The sequence below is a fragment of the Chryseobacterium sp. SG20098 genome (assembly GCF_031844745.1).
In the GTDB taxonomy this organism is placed as follows: Bacteria; Bacteroidota; Bacteroidia; order Flavobacteriales; family Weeksellaceae; genus Chryseobacterium; species Chryseobacterium cucumeris.
Window position 1 is genome coordinate 669,414 of the sequence record NZ_CP134622.1, and the last position, 14,782, is coordinate 684,195.

General features: G+C 36.9%; 15 protein-coding genes. 12 read left to right on the forward strand and 3 right to left on the reverse strand.

Translation table 11 applies throughout. The annotated features are described in order from the left end of the window. The first annotated feature begins 2 nt into the window (after window positions 1–2). From RHP76_RS02965 to RHP76_RS03020, 12 genes are all read left to right on the forward strand, one after another. On the forward strand, window positions 3–932 hold the full coding sequence (locus RHP76_RS02965) for a glycosyltransferase family 2 protein (RefSeq protein WP_110008905.1): 930 nt from the start codon (window positions 3–5) through the stop codon (window positions 930–932). 1 nt (window position 933) lies between these two features. Next, entirely contained in the window at window positions 934–1,710 is a 777-nt protein-coding gene (locus RHP76_RS02970; protein WP_216444660.1) for a polysaccharide deacetylase family protein, read from the forward strand. After that, entirely contained in the window at window positions 1,707–2,804 is a 1,098-nt protein-coding gene (locus RHP76_RS02975) for a glycosyltransferase family 4 protein (protein ID WP_311229449.1), read from the forward strand. Before RHP76_RS02970 ends, RHP76_RS02975 begins: the two co-directional genes overlap by 4 nt. Window positions 2,805–3,051: 247 nt before the next feature. Further along, on the forward strand, window positions 3,052–3,909 hold the full coding sequence (gene hisG / locus RHP76_RS02980) for an ATP phosphoribosyltransferase (protein WP_123278265.1): 858 nt from the start codon (window positions 3,052–3,054) through the stop codon (window positions 3,907–3,909). 213 nt (window positions 3,910–4,122) lie between these two features. Then, window positions 4,123–5,397 carry a histidinol dehydrogenase gene (gene hisD / locus RHP76_RS02985; protein WP_288444653.1) on the forward strand — a complete coding sequence of 425 codons (1,275 nt, stop codon included), beginning with the start codon at window positions 4,123–4,125 and terminating at the stop codon, window positions 5,395–5,397. An 87-nt stretch (window positions 5,398–5,484) separates the two neighbouring features. Then, the gene (gene hisC / locus RHP76_RS02990; protein ID WP_311229450.1) at window positions 5,485–6,510 is read left to right on the forward strand and encodes a histidinol-phosphate transaminase; all 1,026 of its coding nucleotides are present in this window, start codon (window positions 5,485–5,487) and stop codon (window positions 6,508–6,510) included. 2 nt (window positions 6,511–6,512) lie between these two features. Then, window positions 6,513–7,607 carry a bifunctional histidinol-phosphatase/imidazoleglycerol-phosphate dehydratase HisB gene (hisB, locus tag RHP76_RS02995; protein ID WP_120231050.1) on the forward strand — a complete coding sequence of 365 codons (1,095 nt, stop codon included), beginning with the start codon at window positions 6,513–6,515 and terminating at the stop codon, window positions 7,605–7,607. 2 nt (window positions 7,608–7,609) lie between these two features. Beyond that, window positions 7,610–8,188: an imidazole glycerol phosphate synthase subunit HisH gene (gene hisH / locus RHP76_RS03000; protein WP_288444651.1), complete on the forward strand. Its 579-nt coding sequence runs from the start codon at window positions 7,610–7,612 to the stop codon at window positions 8,186–8,188. A gap of 2 nt (window positions 8,189–8,190) precedes the next feature. After that, window positions 8,191–8,910, forward strand: coding sequence for a 1-(5-phosphoribosyl)-5-[(5-phosphoribosylamino)methylideneamino]imidazole-4-carboxamide isomerase (hisA, locus tag RHP76_RS03005; RefSeq protein WP_311230251.1), 720 nt, complete (start codon window positions 8,191–8,193; stop codon window positions 8,908–8,910). Further along, window positions 8,903–9,655, forward strand: coding sequence for an imidazole glycerol phosphate synthase subunit HisF (hisF, locus tag RHP76_RS03010; RefSeq protein WP_311229451.1), 753 nt, complete (start codon window positions 8,903–8,905; stop codon window positions 9,653–9,655). The genes hisA and hisF overlap by 8 nt, the downstream gene beginning before the upstream one ends. Beyond that, complete coding sequence (hisIE, locus tag RHP76_RS03015) at window positions 9,652–10,239, forward strand: bifunctional phosphoribosyl-AMP cyclohydrolase/phosphoribosyl-ATP diphosphatase HisIE (RefSeq protein ID WP_277694753.1); 588 nt, start codon at window positions 9,652–9,654, stop codon at window positions 10,237–10,239. The genes hisF and hisIE overlap by 4 nt, the downstream gene beginning before the upstream one ends. Then, window positions 10,208–10,753: a tetratricopeptide repeat protein gene (locus RHP76_RS03020; RefSeq protein WP_311229452.1), complete on the forward strand. Its 546-nt coding sequence runs from the start codon at window positions 10,208–10,210 to the stop codon at window positions 10,751–10,753. The genes hisIE and RHP76_RS03020 overlap by 32 nt, the downstream gene beginning before the upstream one ends. An 83-nt stretch (window positions 10,754–10,836) precedes the next feature. Here RHP76_RS03020 and RHP76_RS03025 read toward each other — a convergent pair whose 3' ends face one another. From RHP76_RS03025 to RHP76_RS03035, 3 genes are all read right to left on the reverse strand, one after another. Further along, a complete protein-coding gene (locus RHP76_RS03025) occupies window positions 10,837–12,006 on the reverse strand; it encodes a M20/M25/M40 family metallo-hydrolase (RefSeq protein WP_062669762.1) in 1,170 nt (389 codons plus the stop codon). Between the two features lie 207 nt (window positions 12,007–12,213). Continuing rightward, window positions 12,214–13,389: a M28 family peptidase gene (locus RHP76_RS03030; protein ID WP_311229453.1), complete on the reverse strand. Its 1,176-nt coding sequence runs from the start codon at window positions 13,387–13,389 to the stop codon at window positions 12,214–12,216. 62 nt (window positions 13,390–13,451) lie between these two features. Further along, window positions 13,452–14,630 (reverse strand): M28 family peptidase, encoded by a 1,179-nt coding sequence (locus RHP76_RS03035; RefSeq protein ID WP_062669758.1) that lies wholly within the window; start codon window positions 14,628–14,630, stop codon window positions 13,452–13,454. Window positions 14,631–14,782: the final 152 nt, after the last annotated feature.

Here is a 14,782-nt window from a genome sequence, read left to right on the forward strand (position 1 = left end):
ATATGAAGAAAATTTCAATTGTAATTCCCGCTTATAACGAAGAAGGAAACGTGGCCATGATCCATCAGAAAATTAAAGAAGTTTTTGATGGTTTGAACAATTATGACTTTGAAATCATATTTGTGAATGATGGCAGCAGGGACAATACTCAACAAAAATTAGAAGAACTTTCCAGTCAGTATGATGAAGTAAAATTTATCGAATTTTCCCGTAATTTTGGACACCAGCCCGCTGTAAAGGCAGGTATGGACAATGCCCACGGAAATGCAGTCATTTCTATGGATGGGGATCTTCAGCATCCTCCGGCTCTTATTCCTGAAATGATTCAGAAATGGGAAGAAGGTTATGACGTCGTTTTTACCTTTAGAACTTATCCCAAAGAGATTTCATTTTTTAAAAGAAAAACATCAGACCTATTTTACAAGCTTTTATCAAGTTTATCAGATGTTAACTTAACAAAAGGCGGAGGCTCAGATTTCAGATTGTTGGATGCGAGTGCTGTTGAAGTCATGAGAAACTTTAATGAAGACGATCTCTTCCTTAGAGGATTAACAAGTTGGATGGGTTTCAAGCAAACAGGAATCGACTTTACTGCAGCAGAAAGACTATCAGGGAAAAGCAGTTACAATCTTAAAAAGATGTTTACTTTTGCCTTTACGGGAATCACTGCTTTCAGTGTAAAACCCCTTTATCTGGCAGCATATCTGGGCTTTTTATTCTCAGCGCTTTCAGTAATCGGATATGGAGCCTACGTAATTCATTCATTTATTGCCAAAACAGAGATTTCCGGTTGGGCATCTTTGATTATGACCATTGTTTTCTTTGGAGGACTTCAGTTGATCATCCTCGGAATCATGGGAATTTATTTAGGTAAAATATTCAAACAGGTGAAAGACAGACCAAATTATATTATTAAAAACAAAAATTTTTAGAATGGTTTTATTGAGTTTTGACATTGAAGAATTTGATATGCCATTAGAATATAAGGGTGAAATTCCCTTTGAAAAGCAGATTTCAATTTCACAGACAGGATTAGAGAGAATTCTCGATATTCTTAAAAAACATAATGCTAAAGCTACTTTTTTTTCCACAGTAGTTTTTGCAGAAAATAGCAAACACCTTATCGAAAGGTTATTGAATGAGGGGCATGAACTGGCTTCTCACACCTGGTTTCATTCGGAATTTGAAGACAAGCACCTGAAGGAATCTAGAGAGAAACTGGAAGAATTATTTTCCACAAAAGTGACCGGATTAAGAATGCCGAGAATGATGCCGGTAGATGAAAAAGCAGTGGAAGAAGCAGGATATGCATACAATTCCTCCATCAACCCTACATTTTTGCCGGGAAGATATAATAATTTAAAAGTATCAAGAACGTATTTCAAAGAAGGAAATGTAACGCAGATTCCGGCTTCGGTTTCTCCTAACTTCAGAATTCCTTTGTTTTGGCTAAGCTTTCACAATTTCCCTTTGTTTTTCTACAAAAAACTGGCTTCGGACACCTTGAAAAAGGATAATTATCTGAATATTTATTTCCATCCTTGGGAATTTGCAGAAATTAAAGATGATACCTTTAAACTTCCTGGATTTACGGTAAAAAACTCAGGAAAAGATATGGTGGAAAGATTTGACTCGTTTGTAGGATGGTTGAAAGAAAAAGGACATACATTCGGAACATTTCAGGAATTTCAAAAACAGATCCAACGATGAAGATTGCCTTTGATGCCAAACGGTTTTTCCACAATACATCCGGCCTGGGAAACTATTCGAGAGATCTTGTAAGAATCCTTTCCGAATATGAACCGGAGAATGAATATCTGTTATTGAACAAAAATAAGTCCGAGAGAGGGAAAGATATTCTGGAACGCCCGAATGTTCACTTTATTGAAACCTCAAAAGGAAACTTTTCACGTCAGCTGAAAATGGGTAAAGATGCCCAGAAGCAGGGCGCAGATATTTTTCATGGATTATCAGGCGAACTTCCACTCAAATGGGATCCAAAGCCTATTAAAAAGGTGGTTACCATCCATGATCTGATTTTTGTAAGATATCCGCAGTATTATTCTTTTTTTGACAGGAAAATTCATTTCTGGAAATTCAAAAAAGCCGCTGATACGGCTGACAAAATCATTGCGATTTCAGAACAGACCAAAAAAGATATTATTCAGTATTTAAAAGTTCCTGAGACTAAGATTGAAGTTATTTATCAGGGATGTCATCATGCTTTTAAAGAACAGCAGTCTCCGGAATTAATGAAGGCTGTCAAAGAAAAATTTAAGCTTCCCGAAAGATTTGTACTGAATGTAGGCACTATCGAAGACCGTAAAAACCTTTTGAATGTTGTAAAAGCGATCAGCGGTACAGAAATTCCATTGGTTGTGGTGGGACGAAAAACCGGATACTATCAGAAAATAGAACGCTTTCTGAAAAGAAACAAAATGGAAAAACAGGTGCTTTTCCTTGAAGGCGTTTCTATGGATGAGCTGGCCTGTCTCTATAAACTGGCAGATATTTTTGTTTATCCTAGCTTCTTTGAAGGCTTTGGAATCCCTGTCATTGAGGCACTTTTCTCGAAAACTGTTGTTGTTACCAGCAATACCAGTTGTCTGCCTGAAGCAGGTGGAAAAGACTCTGTGTATGTGAATCCTGAGAACGATCTTGATATCCGAGCCAAATTAAAATTTCTCTGGGAAAATGAATCCGAGCGAAAACGCCGTGAGGAAAAGGGTTTCGAGTTTGTTCAGAAGTTTAATGACGAATCCATTGCAAAAGAGTTGATGAGTTTTTATCAAAAAATTATTTGAAAAAACTTTGCATTTTAAAAATAAATCCTACATTTGCATCATAATTCAATACAATGAAACCAACATTTTCAGCATTACATCATTATCATCATCATCTCTGCTAGACGGAATTGATTGATATAAGTATGTGCTAAAATCAAAAATAATTAAAACCGTCTGAGTAAATAGACGGTTTTTTTGTTTCCTGAATTCTCATCAGAAATTTCAACAGATCAGTTTTTATTTGCTCGGACCCAAAAAAGGCAAAATGAGTAAATTAAAAATTGCAATCCAAAAAAGCGGCCGGCTTTACGAAGAATCTCTTCAGCTTCTCAAAGACTGCGGAATCTTCGTCAACAACGGTAAAGACCAACTCAAAGTTTCAGTAGATAACTTTCCGATGGAAATCATGTATCTCCGGAACTCAGACATCCCGCAATACCTCGAAGACGGAGTGGTGGATGTAGCCATTCTTGGCGAAAATCTTCTGGTTGAAAAAGGTAAAAACATTAAAACGATCCAGCAACTTGGCTTTTCAAAATGCCGTGTTTCATTAGCTGTTCCCAAAGAAGTAGAAAGCGATGAAATCTCTTATTTCCAGGGTAAAAAAATTGCTACCTCTTATCCTAACACTCTGAAAAACTTTTTAGAAAACCAGGGAATTGTATCAGATATTCACGTGATTTCCGGTTCTGTAGAAATAGCACCTAATATCGGTCTGGCAGACGGAATATGCGATATTGTAAGCTCAGGAAGCACCTTATTCAAAAACGGATTAAGAGAAACGGTTACTTTGCTGAAATCGGAGGCAGTTTTGGCTCAAACGCCTCAATTATCAGCTGAAAAAGAAGCCATTCTTGAAAAATTTGTATTCAGAATCAAAGCAGTTTTAAAAGCAAAAAATTCAAAATACATTCTGTTGAATGTTCCCAACGAAAAAATACAGAAAGTTGCCGGCGTTCTTCCCGTATTGAAAAGTCCTACGGTGATTCCGCTTGCAGAAGAAGGCTGGAGCAGTATTCATTCTGTGATTGATGAAGAGCGTTTCTGGGAAGTGATTGATGAACTGAAAGAAAATGGTGCTCAGGATATCTTAATCATTCCAATTGATAAAATGGTTATTTAAAAAAATAAGAATGGTTAATGTTGGCCGACGCAAAGACGCAATAGAATAAAAATTAGGACTGTTTTAAGACGCAAAGATTTTATCTGCGATAAAATTGAATACTATTTAATACTCACATACTTGCTGAAAATCTAAGATTTTCTTGCGTCTTAAAAAAGATATATGAATTAAAAACTTTGCGCCTTTGCGTAAAAAACAATTAAAAATAATACAATGAAAATATATAGATATCCCATAAAAGACAGCTGGAAAGACTTAGTAAAACGTCCTGTTTTGGAACAGAAAGAAATCTCAGGACTTATCACAGACATTTTTGCAGAAGTTGAAAAAAACGGAGATAAAGCTTTAAGAGAATTCAATAAAAAATTTGATAAAGCAGACACTCAAAGCATTTCTGTGACCGAAGAAGAAATTGAAAACGCAGAAAAACAGATTAGTAATGAACTGAAACAGGCTATCCAACAGGCTAAAGAAAATATTTCTAAATTTCACGCTTCTCAAAAGCAGGAAATTCAGAAAGTTGAGACAGTGAAAGGAGTGGTTTGCTGGCGTGAAAATCGTGCAGTAGAAAAAGTAGGGATTTATATTCCGGGAGGAACAGCTCCGTTATTTTCTACCGTATTGATGCTTGCGGTTCCTGCCAATCTTGCAGGTTGTAAAGAGATTGTTCTTTGCACACCACCGGATAAAAACGGAAATATCAATCCCGCAATTTTGTATGCCGCAAAACTTTGCGGAGTTTCGAAAATCTTTAAAACAGGTGGGGCGCAGGCTGTTGCAGCGATGACTTTTGGGACAGAGACTATTCCTGCAGTTAATAAAATTTTTGGTCCTGGAAATCAGTTCGTGGTAGCGGCAAAAGAATATGCACAACGGTATGGAGTTGCCATTGATATGCCAGCCGGTCCGAGTGAAGTTCTTGTCATAGCTGATGAGCAGGCTGTTCCTGATTTTTGCGCTGCCGATCTTCTTTCACAGGCAGAACACGGCAGTGACAGTCAGGTGGTTTTTATCTCTACAGATCTTAAAGTATTTGAAGAGACGGTTAAGGCTATTGGGCAGCAGATCATAGACTTGCCGAGAAATGAATTTGCGGCTCAGGCTTTGGAAAACAGCTCTTTTATTTTGATCAATACGCTGAAAGAGGCTCTTGAGTTCAGCAACCTTTATGCTCCTGAACACCTTATTTTGGCTATCGTTGATTTTGAAAAATACATTCCGCTGATTGAGAATGCAGGTTCGGTTTTTCTTGGAAACTACTCTTGCGAGAGCGCGGGCGACTACGCCAGTGGAACCAACCACACGCTTCCTACCAATGGTTATGCAAAAAACTACAGCGGAGTATCCCTGGATAGCTTTTTGAAGAAAATAACATTCCAGCAACTTTCAAAAGAAGGACTTCAGAATTTGGGAAAAACCATAGAACTCATGGCAGAAGCAGAAGGTTTGTTTGCTCACAAAAATGCAGTATCAATAAGATTAAAATGATAAATGTTGAAAAATCCAAAACCATAAAACCATTTGAAAATAAAAGTCCTGGACTTAACGGTTTAAAATAGATTTAGATAAAATACAATGAAAAATAACAGTATCAAGACACTCGTAAGAGAAAATATATTACAATTACAGCCATACATCAGTTTCAGGGATCACAATGAATTTAATACTCCGGTAATGCTGGATGCGAATGAAAGCCCTTTTGGAGAATGCAATCGTTACCCTGATTCTACCCAGAAAAAGCTTAAAAGCAAGCTTGCAGGGATTAAAAAAGTTGCACCTTCACAGATTGCCATAGGAAACGGAAGTGATGAGCTGATAGATCTTATCATTAAAATTTTTTGCGAGCCTAAAAAAGATGCCATTCTGATGATGAATCCGTCCTTTGCGATGTACGGTTTCTATGCAGCCATCAATGAAAATGAAATTCTGAAACTGGATCTGGATGAAAACTTTGAAATCGTAAAAGATAATTTCTTAAAGGTGGTAGATGATTCTTCACTGAAAATTTTCTTTTTATGTTCTCCTAATAACCCTACCGGAAACAGTGTGGATGATATTGAATTTTATATTCAGAATTTCAGCGGAATTGTAGTGGTAGATGAAGCGTATATCGAATTCTCTGGTAAAAAATCAAGTCTTGAGTTGTTGGAAAAATATTCTAACCTGATTGTGCTGCAAACCTTCTCTAAAGCATGGGGAATTGCCGGAGCAAGAGTAGGTATGGCATATGCATCTGAAGAAATTATCAGTCTTATTAATATGGTAAAAGCACCTTATAATGTGAATGTTTTGAGCCAGGAATTGATTTTAAAGACTCTGGCGGAAGAAAACAGACTTCAGGAGAACGTAAGTCGTATTCTGGAAGAAAGAACATGGCTGAAACAGCAGTTTGAAGGAATTCAATGTATTTCCGAAGTCTTTTCAACAGATGCCAATTTCTTTCTGATCAGAATGGAAAATGTTGATAATGTCTATGCAAAAATGCTGGAAGAGGAAGTTTTAACCAGCAGAAGAGATCCGGCCATTCCGGGATGTATCAGGATTAATGTGGGAAACCGTGCCGAAAATGAAAAATTAATTAATCTTTTAAAAAGTATCTAACAATGAAAAAAGTACTCTTTATAGACCGCGACGGAACGCTTATTATCGAACCGCCTGCAGATTTTCAGGTTGATTCTCTGGAAAAGCTTGAGTTTTATCCGGGAGTTTTTCAAAATCTTGCAAAAATTGTCAATGAATTAGATTATGAATTGGTAATGGTCACCAATCAGGATGGATTGGGAACTGAGAGTTTTCCTGAAGACGATTTCATAAAACCTCATGAGAAAATGTTGCAGGCATTTGAAAATGAAGGGATAACTTTCAGTGATATTTTGATTGACAGGAGCTTTGAATCCCAAAATCTTCCCACCAGAAAACCCGGAGTTGGAATGCTCGGAAAATATATTTATGGGAATTACGACCTTGAAAATTCCTATGTAATTGGTGATCGAAATACCGATGTTCAACTTGCTAAAAATCTAGGTACTAAAGCTATTTATCTTAACAAAAACTTAAATAGCGAAGCGGAGCTATCTACTTTAAAATGGTCGGAGATCTATCAGTTCTTAAAATCAGGAATGAGAAAGGCTAAAGTATCCAGAAAAACCAATGAAACAGACATAGAAATTACGGTCAATCTTGATGGAAACGGAAAATCAGATATTTCAACCGGGCTTAAATTTTTTGATCACATGCTGGACCAGATTGCCAGACACGGAAATATGGATCTTACGATTAAAGTGAACGGTGATCTTGCCGTAGATGAACACCACACGATAGAAGATACCGGAATTGTGCTGGGAGAAGCTATTTTAAAAGCCTTAGGAAAGAAAAAAGGTATTGAGCGATATGGTTTTCTGCTTCCGATGGATGACTGTCTTTCTCAGGTGGCTATCGATTTCGGCGGAAGACCGTGGCTGGTATGGGATGCTCCGTTTAAAAGAGAAAAAATTGGAGACATGCCTACGGAAATGTTTTTTCACTTCTTTAAATCCTTCACCGATGCTTCAAAGTCCAATCTGAATATCAAAGCAGAAGGAGATAACGAACACCACAAAATTGAATCCATTTTTAAAGCATTTGCAAAAGCCGTTAAAATGGCAGTGAACCAATCGGATGCTAACTACAGTTTACCTTCTACAAAAGGAAGTTTATAAATATGATCGCTATAATAAAATACAACGGAGGAAATGTAAATTCCGTTCAGAATGCCCTCAACAGACTGAATGTTGATTCCGTGGTCACCGATGATCCCGAACAGATTTTAAAAGCTGACAAAGTGATCTTTCCGGGCGTGGGAGAAGCTTCATCAACCATGAAACTGCTGAAGGAAAAAGAGCTTGATCTGTTGATTCCTGGTCTTATACAGCCGGTTTTAGGAATATGTCTTGGAATGCAGCTGATGTGTAAAGGAAATGAAGAAGGACATACCGAAGGAATGGGGATTTTTGATATCAATGTCAGAAAGTTTCCAGCAAAGGATATTGTTCCGCATATGGGCTGGAATACCGTTTCCGGGCAGACTTCGCCACTGTTTTCAGGAATAGAAAAGAGTAGTGATGTGTATTTTGTTCACAGCTATTATTGTGAACTGTCAGACTATACAACATCGGTTTGTGATTATATCCTGCCATTCAGTGCTTCATTGCAGAAAGACAATTTCTATGCAGTACAGTTTCACCCGGAAAAATCGGGAATGGTAGGGAATCAGATCGTTAAGAACTTTATAAATTTATAATGATGAAGATAATTCCGGCTATTGATATTATCGACGGTAAATGTGTCCGTTTATCAAAAGGAGATTACAATACAAAGAAAATATACAATGAAGACCCTGTAGAAGTGGCCAAAGAGTTTGAAAGTTTTGGTATTCAGTTTCTTCACCTGGTAGATCTTGACGGGGCAAAATCAAAGCATATCGTGAATCAGAAGGTTCTGGAAAATATTGCTCATGCCACTTCGTTGCATATCGACTTTGGAGGAGGATTAAAGACTCAGGAGGATATTGAAACAGCCTTTAATTCCGGTGCAAAACAGATCACTTTAGGAAGTATTGCAGTGCAAAATCCTGAATTCTGCTATGAAATGATTCAAAAGTATGGTGAGAAAATTATTCTGGGAGCAGACTGTGATAACAGAAAGATTAAAACCTCGGGATGGCTCGAAGAAAGTGACAATGATATCATCGATTTCATCCTTCAGTACCAGGAAAAAGGAATACAGACCACTATTTGTACTGATATTGCAAAAGACGGTATGCTGGAAGGTCCTTCAACAGGTCTTTATATTGAAATTTTATATAAAACATCTGTTCAGCTGGTAGCAAGCGGCGGTATTTCAAGTATTGCTGATGTCTATAAGATGAAGGATGTCGGCTGTTCGGGAACAATCATTGGAAAAGCAATTTATGAAGGAAAAATAAGTTTACAACAACTTCAAAATTTTATTGAAAATGCTTAAGAAAAGAATTATTCCATGTCTGGATATCAAAGATGGAGCAACTGTAAAGGGAGTCAACTTTGAAGATCTTAAAAATGCAGGGGATCCTGTAAAACTTGCCAAAAAATATGAGCAGGAAGGAGCTGATGAGCTTGTTTTCCTGGATATTACGGCAACTATTGAAAACAGGAAGACTTTTGTAGAACTTGTAAAAGAAATTGCCAAAGAGCTCAGTATTCCGTTTACGGTGGGAGGCGGAATTTCGTCTGTGGAAGATGTAAGAAAGCTTTTGGAAGCCGGGGCAGACAAAATCAGTATCAATTCTTCCGCGGTTAAAAATCCGTCCCTTATCTCTGATCTGGCTAAAGAATTTGGGAGCCAGTGTATAGTGGTTGCTATTGATACAAGGCAAGTAGGCGATAAAGATCTGGTGCATATCAAAGGAGGAAGAGAAGCTACTGAACTTTCTACACTGGAATGGGCAAAACAAGCAGAATCCCTTGGAGCAGGAGAAATTCTGCTAACTTCAATGGATGGAGATGGTACAAAAAATGGCTTTGATCTTCGCATTACAAAACTGGTTTCAGATAGTATTACCATTCCCGTGATTGCTTCTGGAGGAGCTGGTGCTGTAGATCATTTTGTTAAAGTATTTAATGAAACAAAAGCTACAGGAGGATTGGCAGCCAGTATTTTCCACTTTAATGAAATAGGAATTCAGGATTTGAAACAACAGTTAAAAACTCAAAAAATTGAAGTACGATGAAAATAGATTTTAGTAAAGATAACGGGCTTGTTCCAGTAGTGATTCAGGATAACAGAACGCTGCAGGTTTTGATGTTGGGCTACATGAATGAGGAAGCTTTTGAGAAAACAAAAAAAGAAGGAATTGTTACTTTTTTCAGCCGTTCCAAAAACAGACTCTGGACAAAAGGTGAGGAATCGGGTAATTTTTTAACTGTAAAAAGTATTGATATCGACTGCGATCAGGACACCATTTTAATTAAAGCCGTTCCGAAAAATGTGGTTTGCCATACAGGCAGTTTTAGTTGTTTCGGGGAAAAGAGTACTAAAGGATTTCTGTATGAACTGGAAGAAAAAATATCTCAGAGAATAGATACGAAGGCTGAAGACTCATATACTTACTCATTATATCAGAGAGGAATCAATAAAATGGCTCAAAAAGTAGGCGAGGAAGCCGTAGAACTAGTTATAGAAGCAAAAGACAGTAATGATGATCTCTTTAAAAATGAAGCTGCAGATCTGTTGTATCACTTTTTAATTTTATTGAAAGCCAAAGGATTTTCAATGGAGGAGATTGAAGAGATTCTTAAAGGCAGAGATCAATAAAATTGACTCGCTTTTTGATTGTGAGACAAGAATTCTTTCGGTAAATGAAAAGCGTTATTTTAAGATCATAGAAAATAAACTTTCAGATATGATTGATGGGTTACAGAAAGCTAAGAATTTAATGGATAACGGGCAATATATGCCCGCTGTAGAAATTTTACAGAATATCAGCAAGTTATCTACAAAATCTGAAAGCTACAGACTATTATTCATGTCAAACTGCTGGTATAAACTAGGAGAATATCAATGGGCTATTGATATTGCGGATAATTTATTACAAAGAGACAAGCACAATGAATTAGCATCTCAGATAAAATATCTGTCCTATTGTGGACTTAAAGATTTTGATAAAGCCTTAGAAGAAATTATACGGTTTTTGTCATTTAATGAAGCGGATGTATATAAAATAACCCTGGAAGAATTATTAGCAGATATCAAAAATGGTTTTATTAATGAACAAGCTATTATTTCTAAAATAAAAGGACTCGCATTAAAAAATAACTGTTTGAAATAAAAATATTTAAACACGCTCTTCTAAAACAAAACAGCAGGAATAGAATACCCCTGCTGTTTTTTTATTATCAATGAATTGATTTTTTATCTTTCAATCATAATATTCTTAACAAGGGTTTCTTCGCCCACTTTCAAAACTCCAATATAGACTCCGTTCTGAAGAGATGAAACATTAACCTTTCTTTCGTTATTGACTTTCAAAAGTGACCTTCCCAAAGAATTGCTGATTTCAAAGCTGAAATCCACTCCCTTAGAATCCGGTAAGTCAATATTAATCATATTATTGGCTGGATTAGGGTAGATCTTTACAGCTTCCAGTGAATTTTTTGAAGCAGGTTTGCTCATGGTAGTTGATGCTGCTGCAAAATGCTGTAAGGCACCCACGGTTGCTTTTCCGATCTTGTATACATAAACAGGATCCATATTGGTGAAAGTATCCTTAGAGCTGTGAGGGTAAGTGCTTCTTATCCTTTCAAAAAATCCGGTAATCACTTCACCTTTCTGTTCGAAAGGAATATAATCCGTATCAGCTGCCGGATCTACAGCAGTCAGAAGAGGAGAGTAGAGTGCTGTACAATTTCTTAGTTGTTGAGTGACAGCAGCAGAAGCTGCATTGTTACTGGAAACACCTCCCTGGTCTTCATCACAATATACGGTTGTATTGTTATTTCCTTTCACTCCGCCTACCTGATCCAGATTGAAGACCAGTTTGATATCCAATTTGCGGACACCTCCCTGATATACTACGTTGTTCACATAATGGCTGCTTCCTTTTAATCCCTGTTCTTCACCTGAAAAATGGATGAACTTTATAGAATATTCAGTAGGAACGTTTTTCAGAATCCTTGCTGCTTCAAGAATAATAGACGTTCCGCTGCCGTTATCATTCACTCCAGGGCCATAAATGGTATCGAAATGCCCACATATAATGACATACTTGTTAGGATACAGCGTTCCTGTTTTGGTGATGATTAAATTTTTGGAACTGGTACTTCCAAAGGTAAAAGGACTTTCTTCTATCTGGCTCGCAGTATAGCCGTAAGAAAGATACTTGTTTTTAATCCAGTTCAGGGTATTCGTATTCGCTACTGAACCTGTGGTTTTTACACCTAAATTACTGAATTCCTGGAGATTGTTGGTGATGTTGGTTTGTGTTACCAGGTCAGCTCTGTCTTTGTAAGCCTGAATAAAAGTTTGAGCCGCAACACTCTGCATCATCAATGCAGAGCATAAAAGTGTTGTGATTTTTTTCATATAAATAATATTATTTTGGTAACACGAATGTAGTAAATAAATCACAATAAAGTGTTTAATATTTTAAAATAAAAGAATATTTACTATGAATATCATATTGATTATTGCGAATGTTTTGTAAATACTGTAATGTGGATCTGGTATAAAAATAAAAACCTTTGAAACTATTCAAAGGTTTTATTTACAAATAGAGGCTTGCATATTGTATTATCTTTCAATCATCACTTTTCTGACAACCTTTTGATCCCCAATTTTTAAAATTCCGATATAAGCTCCGTTTTCAAGTGAGGACGCGTTAATTTTGGTTTCATTGTTTCTCTTGAAAATAGAACGTCCTTGGAAATCAGTGATTTCAAAAGTGAAGTTTTTAACCCTGGAATCCGGAAGTTCAATATTGATGACATCTTTGGCAGGATTTGGATAGATTTTTACACTTTCCAGTGTGTTTTTTACAGCGGTTTCATGCGTTCCCAATGTTCCGGTAGCAACGGCGAAATGCTGCAGTGCTCCCACAGACGCTTTTCCTATCTTGTAAATGTATACAGGATCTGTATTGGCAAAAGTATCATTCACTGTATGCGGATAGGTGCTTCTTATTCTTTCAAAGAAACCTGTAATCACTTCGCCTTTCTGTTCAAAAGGGATGTAATCCGTATCAGCAGCGGGATCTACAGCAGTCAGAAGAGGAGAGTAGAGTGCTGTGCAGTTTCTCAGTTCCTGAGTTACAGCAGCCCAAGCTGCATTATTGGAAGAAAGTCCGCCTTGATCTTCATCACAGTAAACAGTATTGTTGTTATTTCCCATCACACCGCCTACCTGATCCAGATTAAAAACAAGTTTAATATCCAGGACACGAACACCACTTTGGTAAGCCACATTGTTGACATAATGCTTACTTCCCAGAAGTCCTTGCTCTTCCCCGGAAAAATGAATGAATTTTATAGAATATTCAGTCGGAACATCTTTCAGAATCCTTGCTGCTTCAAGAATGATAGACGTTCCGCTTCCGTTATCATTGATTCCCAGGCCGGTAATACTGTCGAAATGTCCGCAGATGATTACATATTTATTGGGATATACCGTACCTGTTTTGGTAATAACCAGGTTTTTAGAATTATAACTTCCTGCAGTGAAAGGATCTTCTGCTATCTGGCTGGCTGTATATCCGTAAGAAAGATATTTGTTTTTGAGCCATGTCAGCGCATTGGCATTAGCTGCTGAGCCTGTAGTCTTTACACCTAAATTAGCAAATTCCTGAAGGTAAGTGGTAATATTGGTTTGGGTTACCATATCCGCCCTGTCTTGGTAAGCCTGAATAAAACTTTGGGCTCCAATACTTTGAAAAGCAACAGAAGCCAATAAAAAAGTAGTGATTTTCTTCATTCTATGAAAGTAATGCTGAATATTCCTAAATGTAAAACAGATTCAGAATATTCCACCTGACATTATTTATTAATGATTATTTTTTTTGTAGTATTTCCTTTATCGGTTTTAATGGTAAAGGTGTAGACTCCGTTTGTTAATCCTGAAGTATTTATTTTGTCCTGGTTTTCAAGCGATAACACAGTATTTCCTGACATGTCGTTGACTTCAACTTTGAATTGTTTTACTTTTTCCTGAAATTCCACAGTCACAAGATCTTTAGCCGGATTAGGATAAAACCTGATGGCTTCTGTTGAGTGTTGTGCTGTATCTTTAGTGCTTAAAAGATTGCTGGTTGTAGAGGCAACGGCAAAGTGCTGTAAAGCTCCCACAGCTGCTTTTCCTACATTGAAGACATATACAGGATCCAGGTTGGCAAAAGTATCACTTACCGTATGTTCGTTTTCACTTCTCAGATATTCGTAGAACCCGGTAATGGTGTATCCTTTCGCCTCAAAAGGCATATAATCGGAGCTGTAAGCATACGAAAGATTCGTCTGAAGAGGAGAGTAAAGGGTAGTACAGTTCATCAGTTCCTGTGTTACAGCAGTAGAGGCTGCATTGTTGGAAGACACTCCACCAGTATCTCTTTCGCAGGTAATCGTATTGTTATTATTTCCAATAAGCCCACCTACCTGGTCAATATTTAAAACCAGTTTTATATCCAAAACCTGACTGCCATTCTGATAAGCTACATTATTTACATAATGGTTACTTCCCACAAGCCCCTGTTCTTCCCCGGAAAAATGAATAAACTTGATAGAGTATTCTGTTGGAACATTTTTCAATATTCTTGCTGCTTCAAGAATAATGGAAGTTCCGCTTCCGTTGTCACTTACTCCAGGGCCTACAATTGTATCATAATGTCCACAGATAATAACATATTTGTTAGGGTAGACTGTTCCCGTTTTGGTAATAATTAAATTTTTTGAAGTGTTGCTTCCGTAAGTAAAAGAATCTTCGGACATGTTAGTTGCTGTATATCCGTAGGACAGATATTTGTTTTTAAGCCAGTCAAAAGCATTGTTATTGGCTGTTGTGCCAGTTTTTTTAATTCCAAAACCTGCAAATTCCTGAAGGTTTGTACTAATATTGGTTTGGGTAACCATATCTGCTCTGTCCTTATAAGCTTGAATAAAACTTTGTGCACTTATATTCTGCAGTGCAATGGATGTGAGCAAAAAAGCTGCAACTTTTTTCATTTTTGATACTTTCTTTAGAGATTGCTAATATAGCAATAAATCATCATTTATTGTTGATTATTAACTGGAATAGTGTTGATTTGTTTGATTTATCAATAATAATTTATCTTTTTATTAAATTTATTATTGTGTTAGGTTAAAATTCGCTAAAT

Excerpts from the sequence above, each read along its gene's own strand:
- RHP76_RS03030 (WP_311229453.1), bottom strand. The coding sequence starts at position 13,389 with ATGAAGAAAATCACTACTTTTTTATTGGCTTCTGTTGCTTTTCAAAGT.
- hisG (WP_123278265.1), top strand. The coding sequence starts at position 3,052 with ATGAGTAAATTAAAAATTGCAATCCAAAAAAGCGGCCGGCTTTACGAA.
- RHP76_RS03035 (WP_062669758.1), bottom strand. The coding sequence starts at position 14,630 with ATGAAAAAAGTTGCAGCTTTTTTGCTCACATCCATTGCACTGCAGAAT.
- RHP76_RS03025 (WP_062669762.1), bottom strand. The coding sequence starts at position 12,006 with ATGAAAAAAATCACAACACTTTTATGCTCTGCATTGATGATGCAGAGT.
- RHP76_RS02970 (WP_216444660.1), top strand. The coding sequence starts at position 934 with ATGGTTTTATTGAGTTTTGACATTGAAGAATTTGATATGCCATTAGAA.
- hisH (WP_288444651.1), top strand. The coding sequence starts at position 7,610 with ATGATCGCTATAATAAAATACAACGGAGGAAATGTAAATTCCGTTCAG.
- RHP76_RS02965 (WP_110008905.1), top strand. The coding sequence starts at position 3 with ATGAAGAAAATTTCAATTGTAATTCCCGCTTATAACGAAGAAGGAAAC.
- hisF (WP_311229451.1), top strand. The coding sequence starts at position 8,903 with ATGCTTAAGAAAAGAATTATTCCATGTCTGGATATCAAAGATGGAGCA.
- hisD (WP_288444653.1), top strand. The coding sequence starts at position 4,123 with ATGAAAATATATAGATATCCCATAAAAGACAGCTGGAAAGACTTAGTA.
- hisC (WP_311229450.1), top strand. The coding sequence starts at position 5,485 with ATGAAAAATAACAGTATCAAGACACTCGTAAGAGAAAATATATTACAA.
- hisIE (WP_277694753.1), top strand. The coding sequence starts at position 9,652 with ATGAAAATAGATTTTAGTAAAGATAACGGGCTTGTTCCAGTAGTGATT.
- hisB (WP_120231050.1), top strand. The coding sequence starts at position 6,513 with ATGAAAAAAGTACTCTTTATAGACCGCGACGGAACGCTTATTATCGAA.
- hisA (WP_311230251.1), top strand. The coding sequence starts at position 8,191 with ATGAAGATAATTCCGGCTATTGATATTATCGACGGTAAATGTGTCCGT.
- RHP76_RS02975 (WP_311229449.1), top strand. The coding sequence starts at position 1,707 with ATGAAGATTGCCTTTGATGCCAAACGGTTTTTCCACAATACATCCGGC.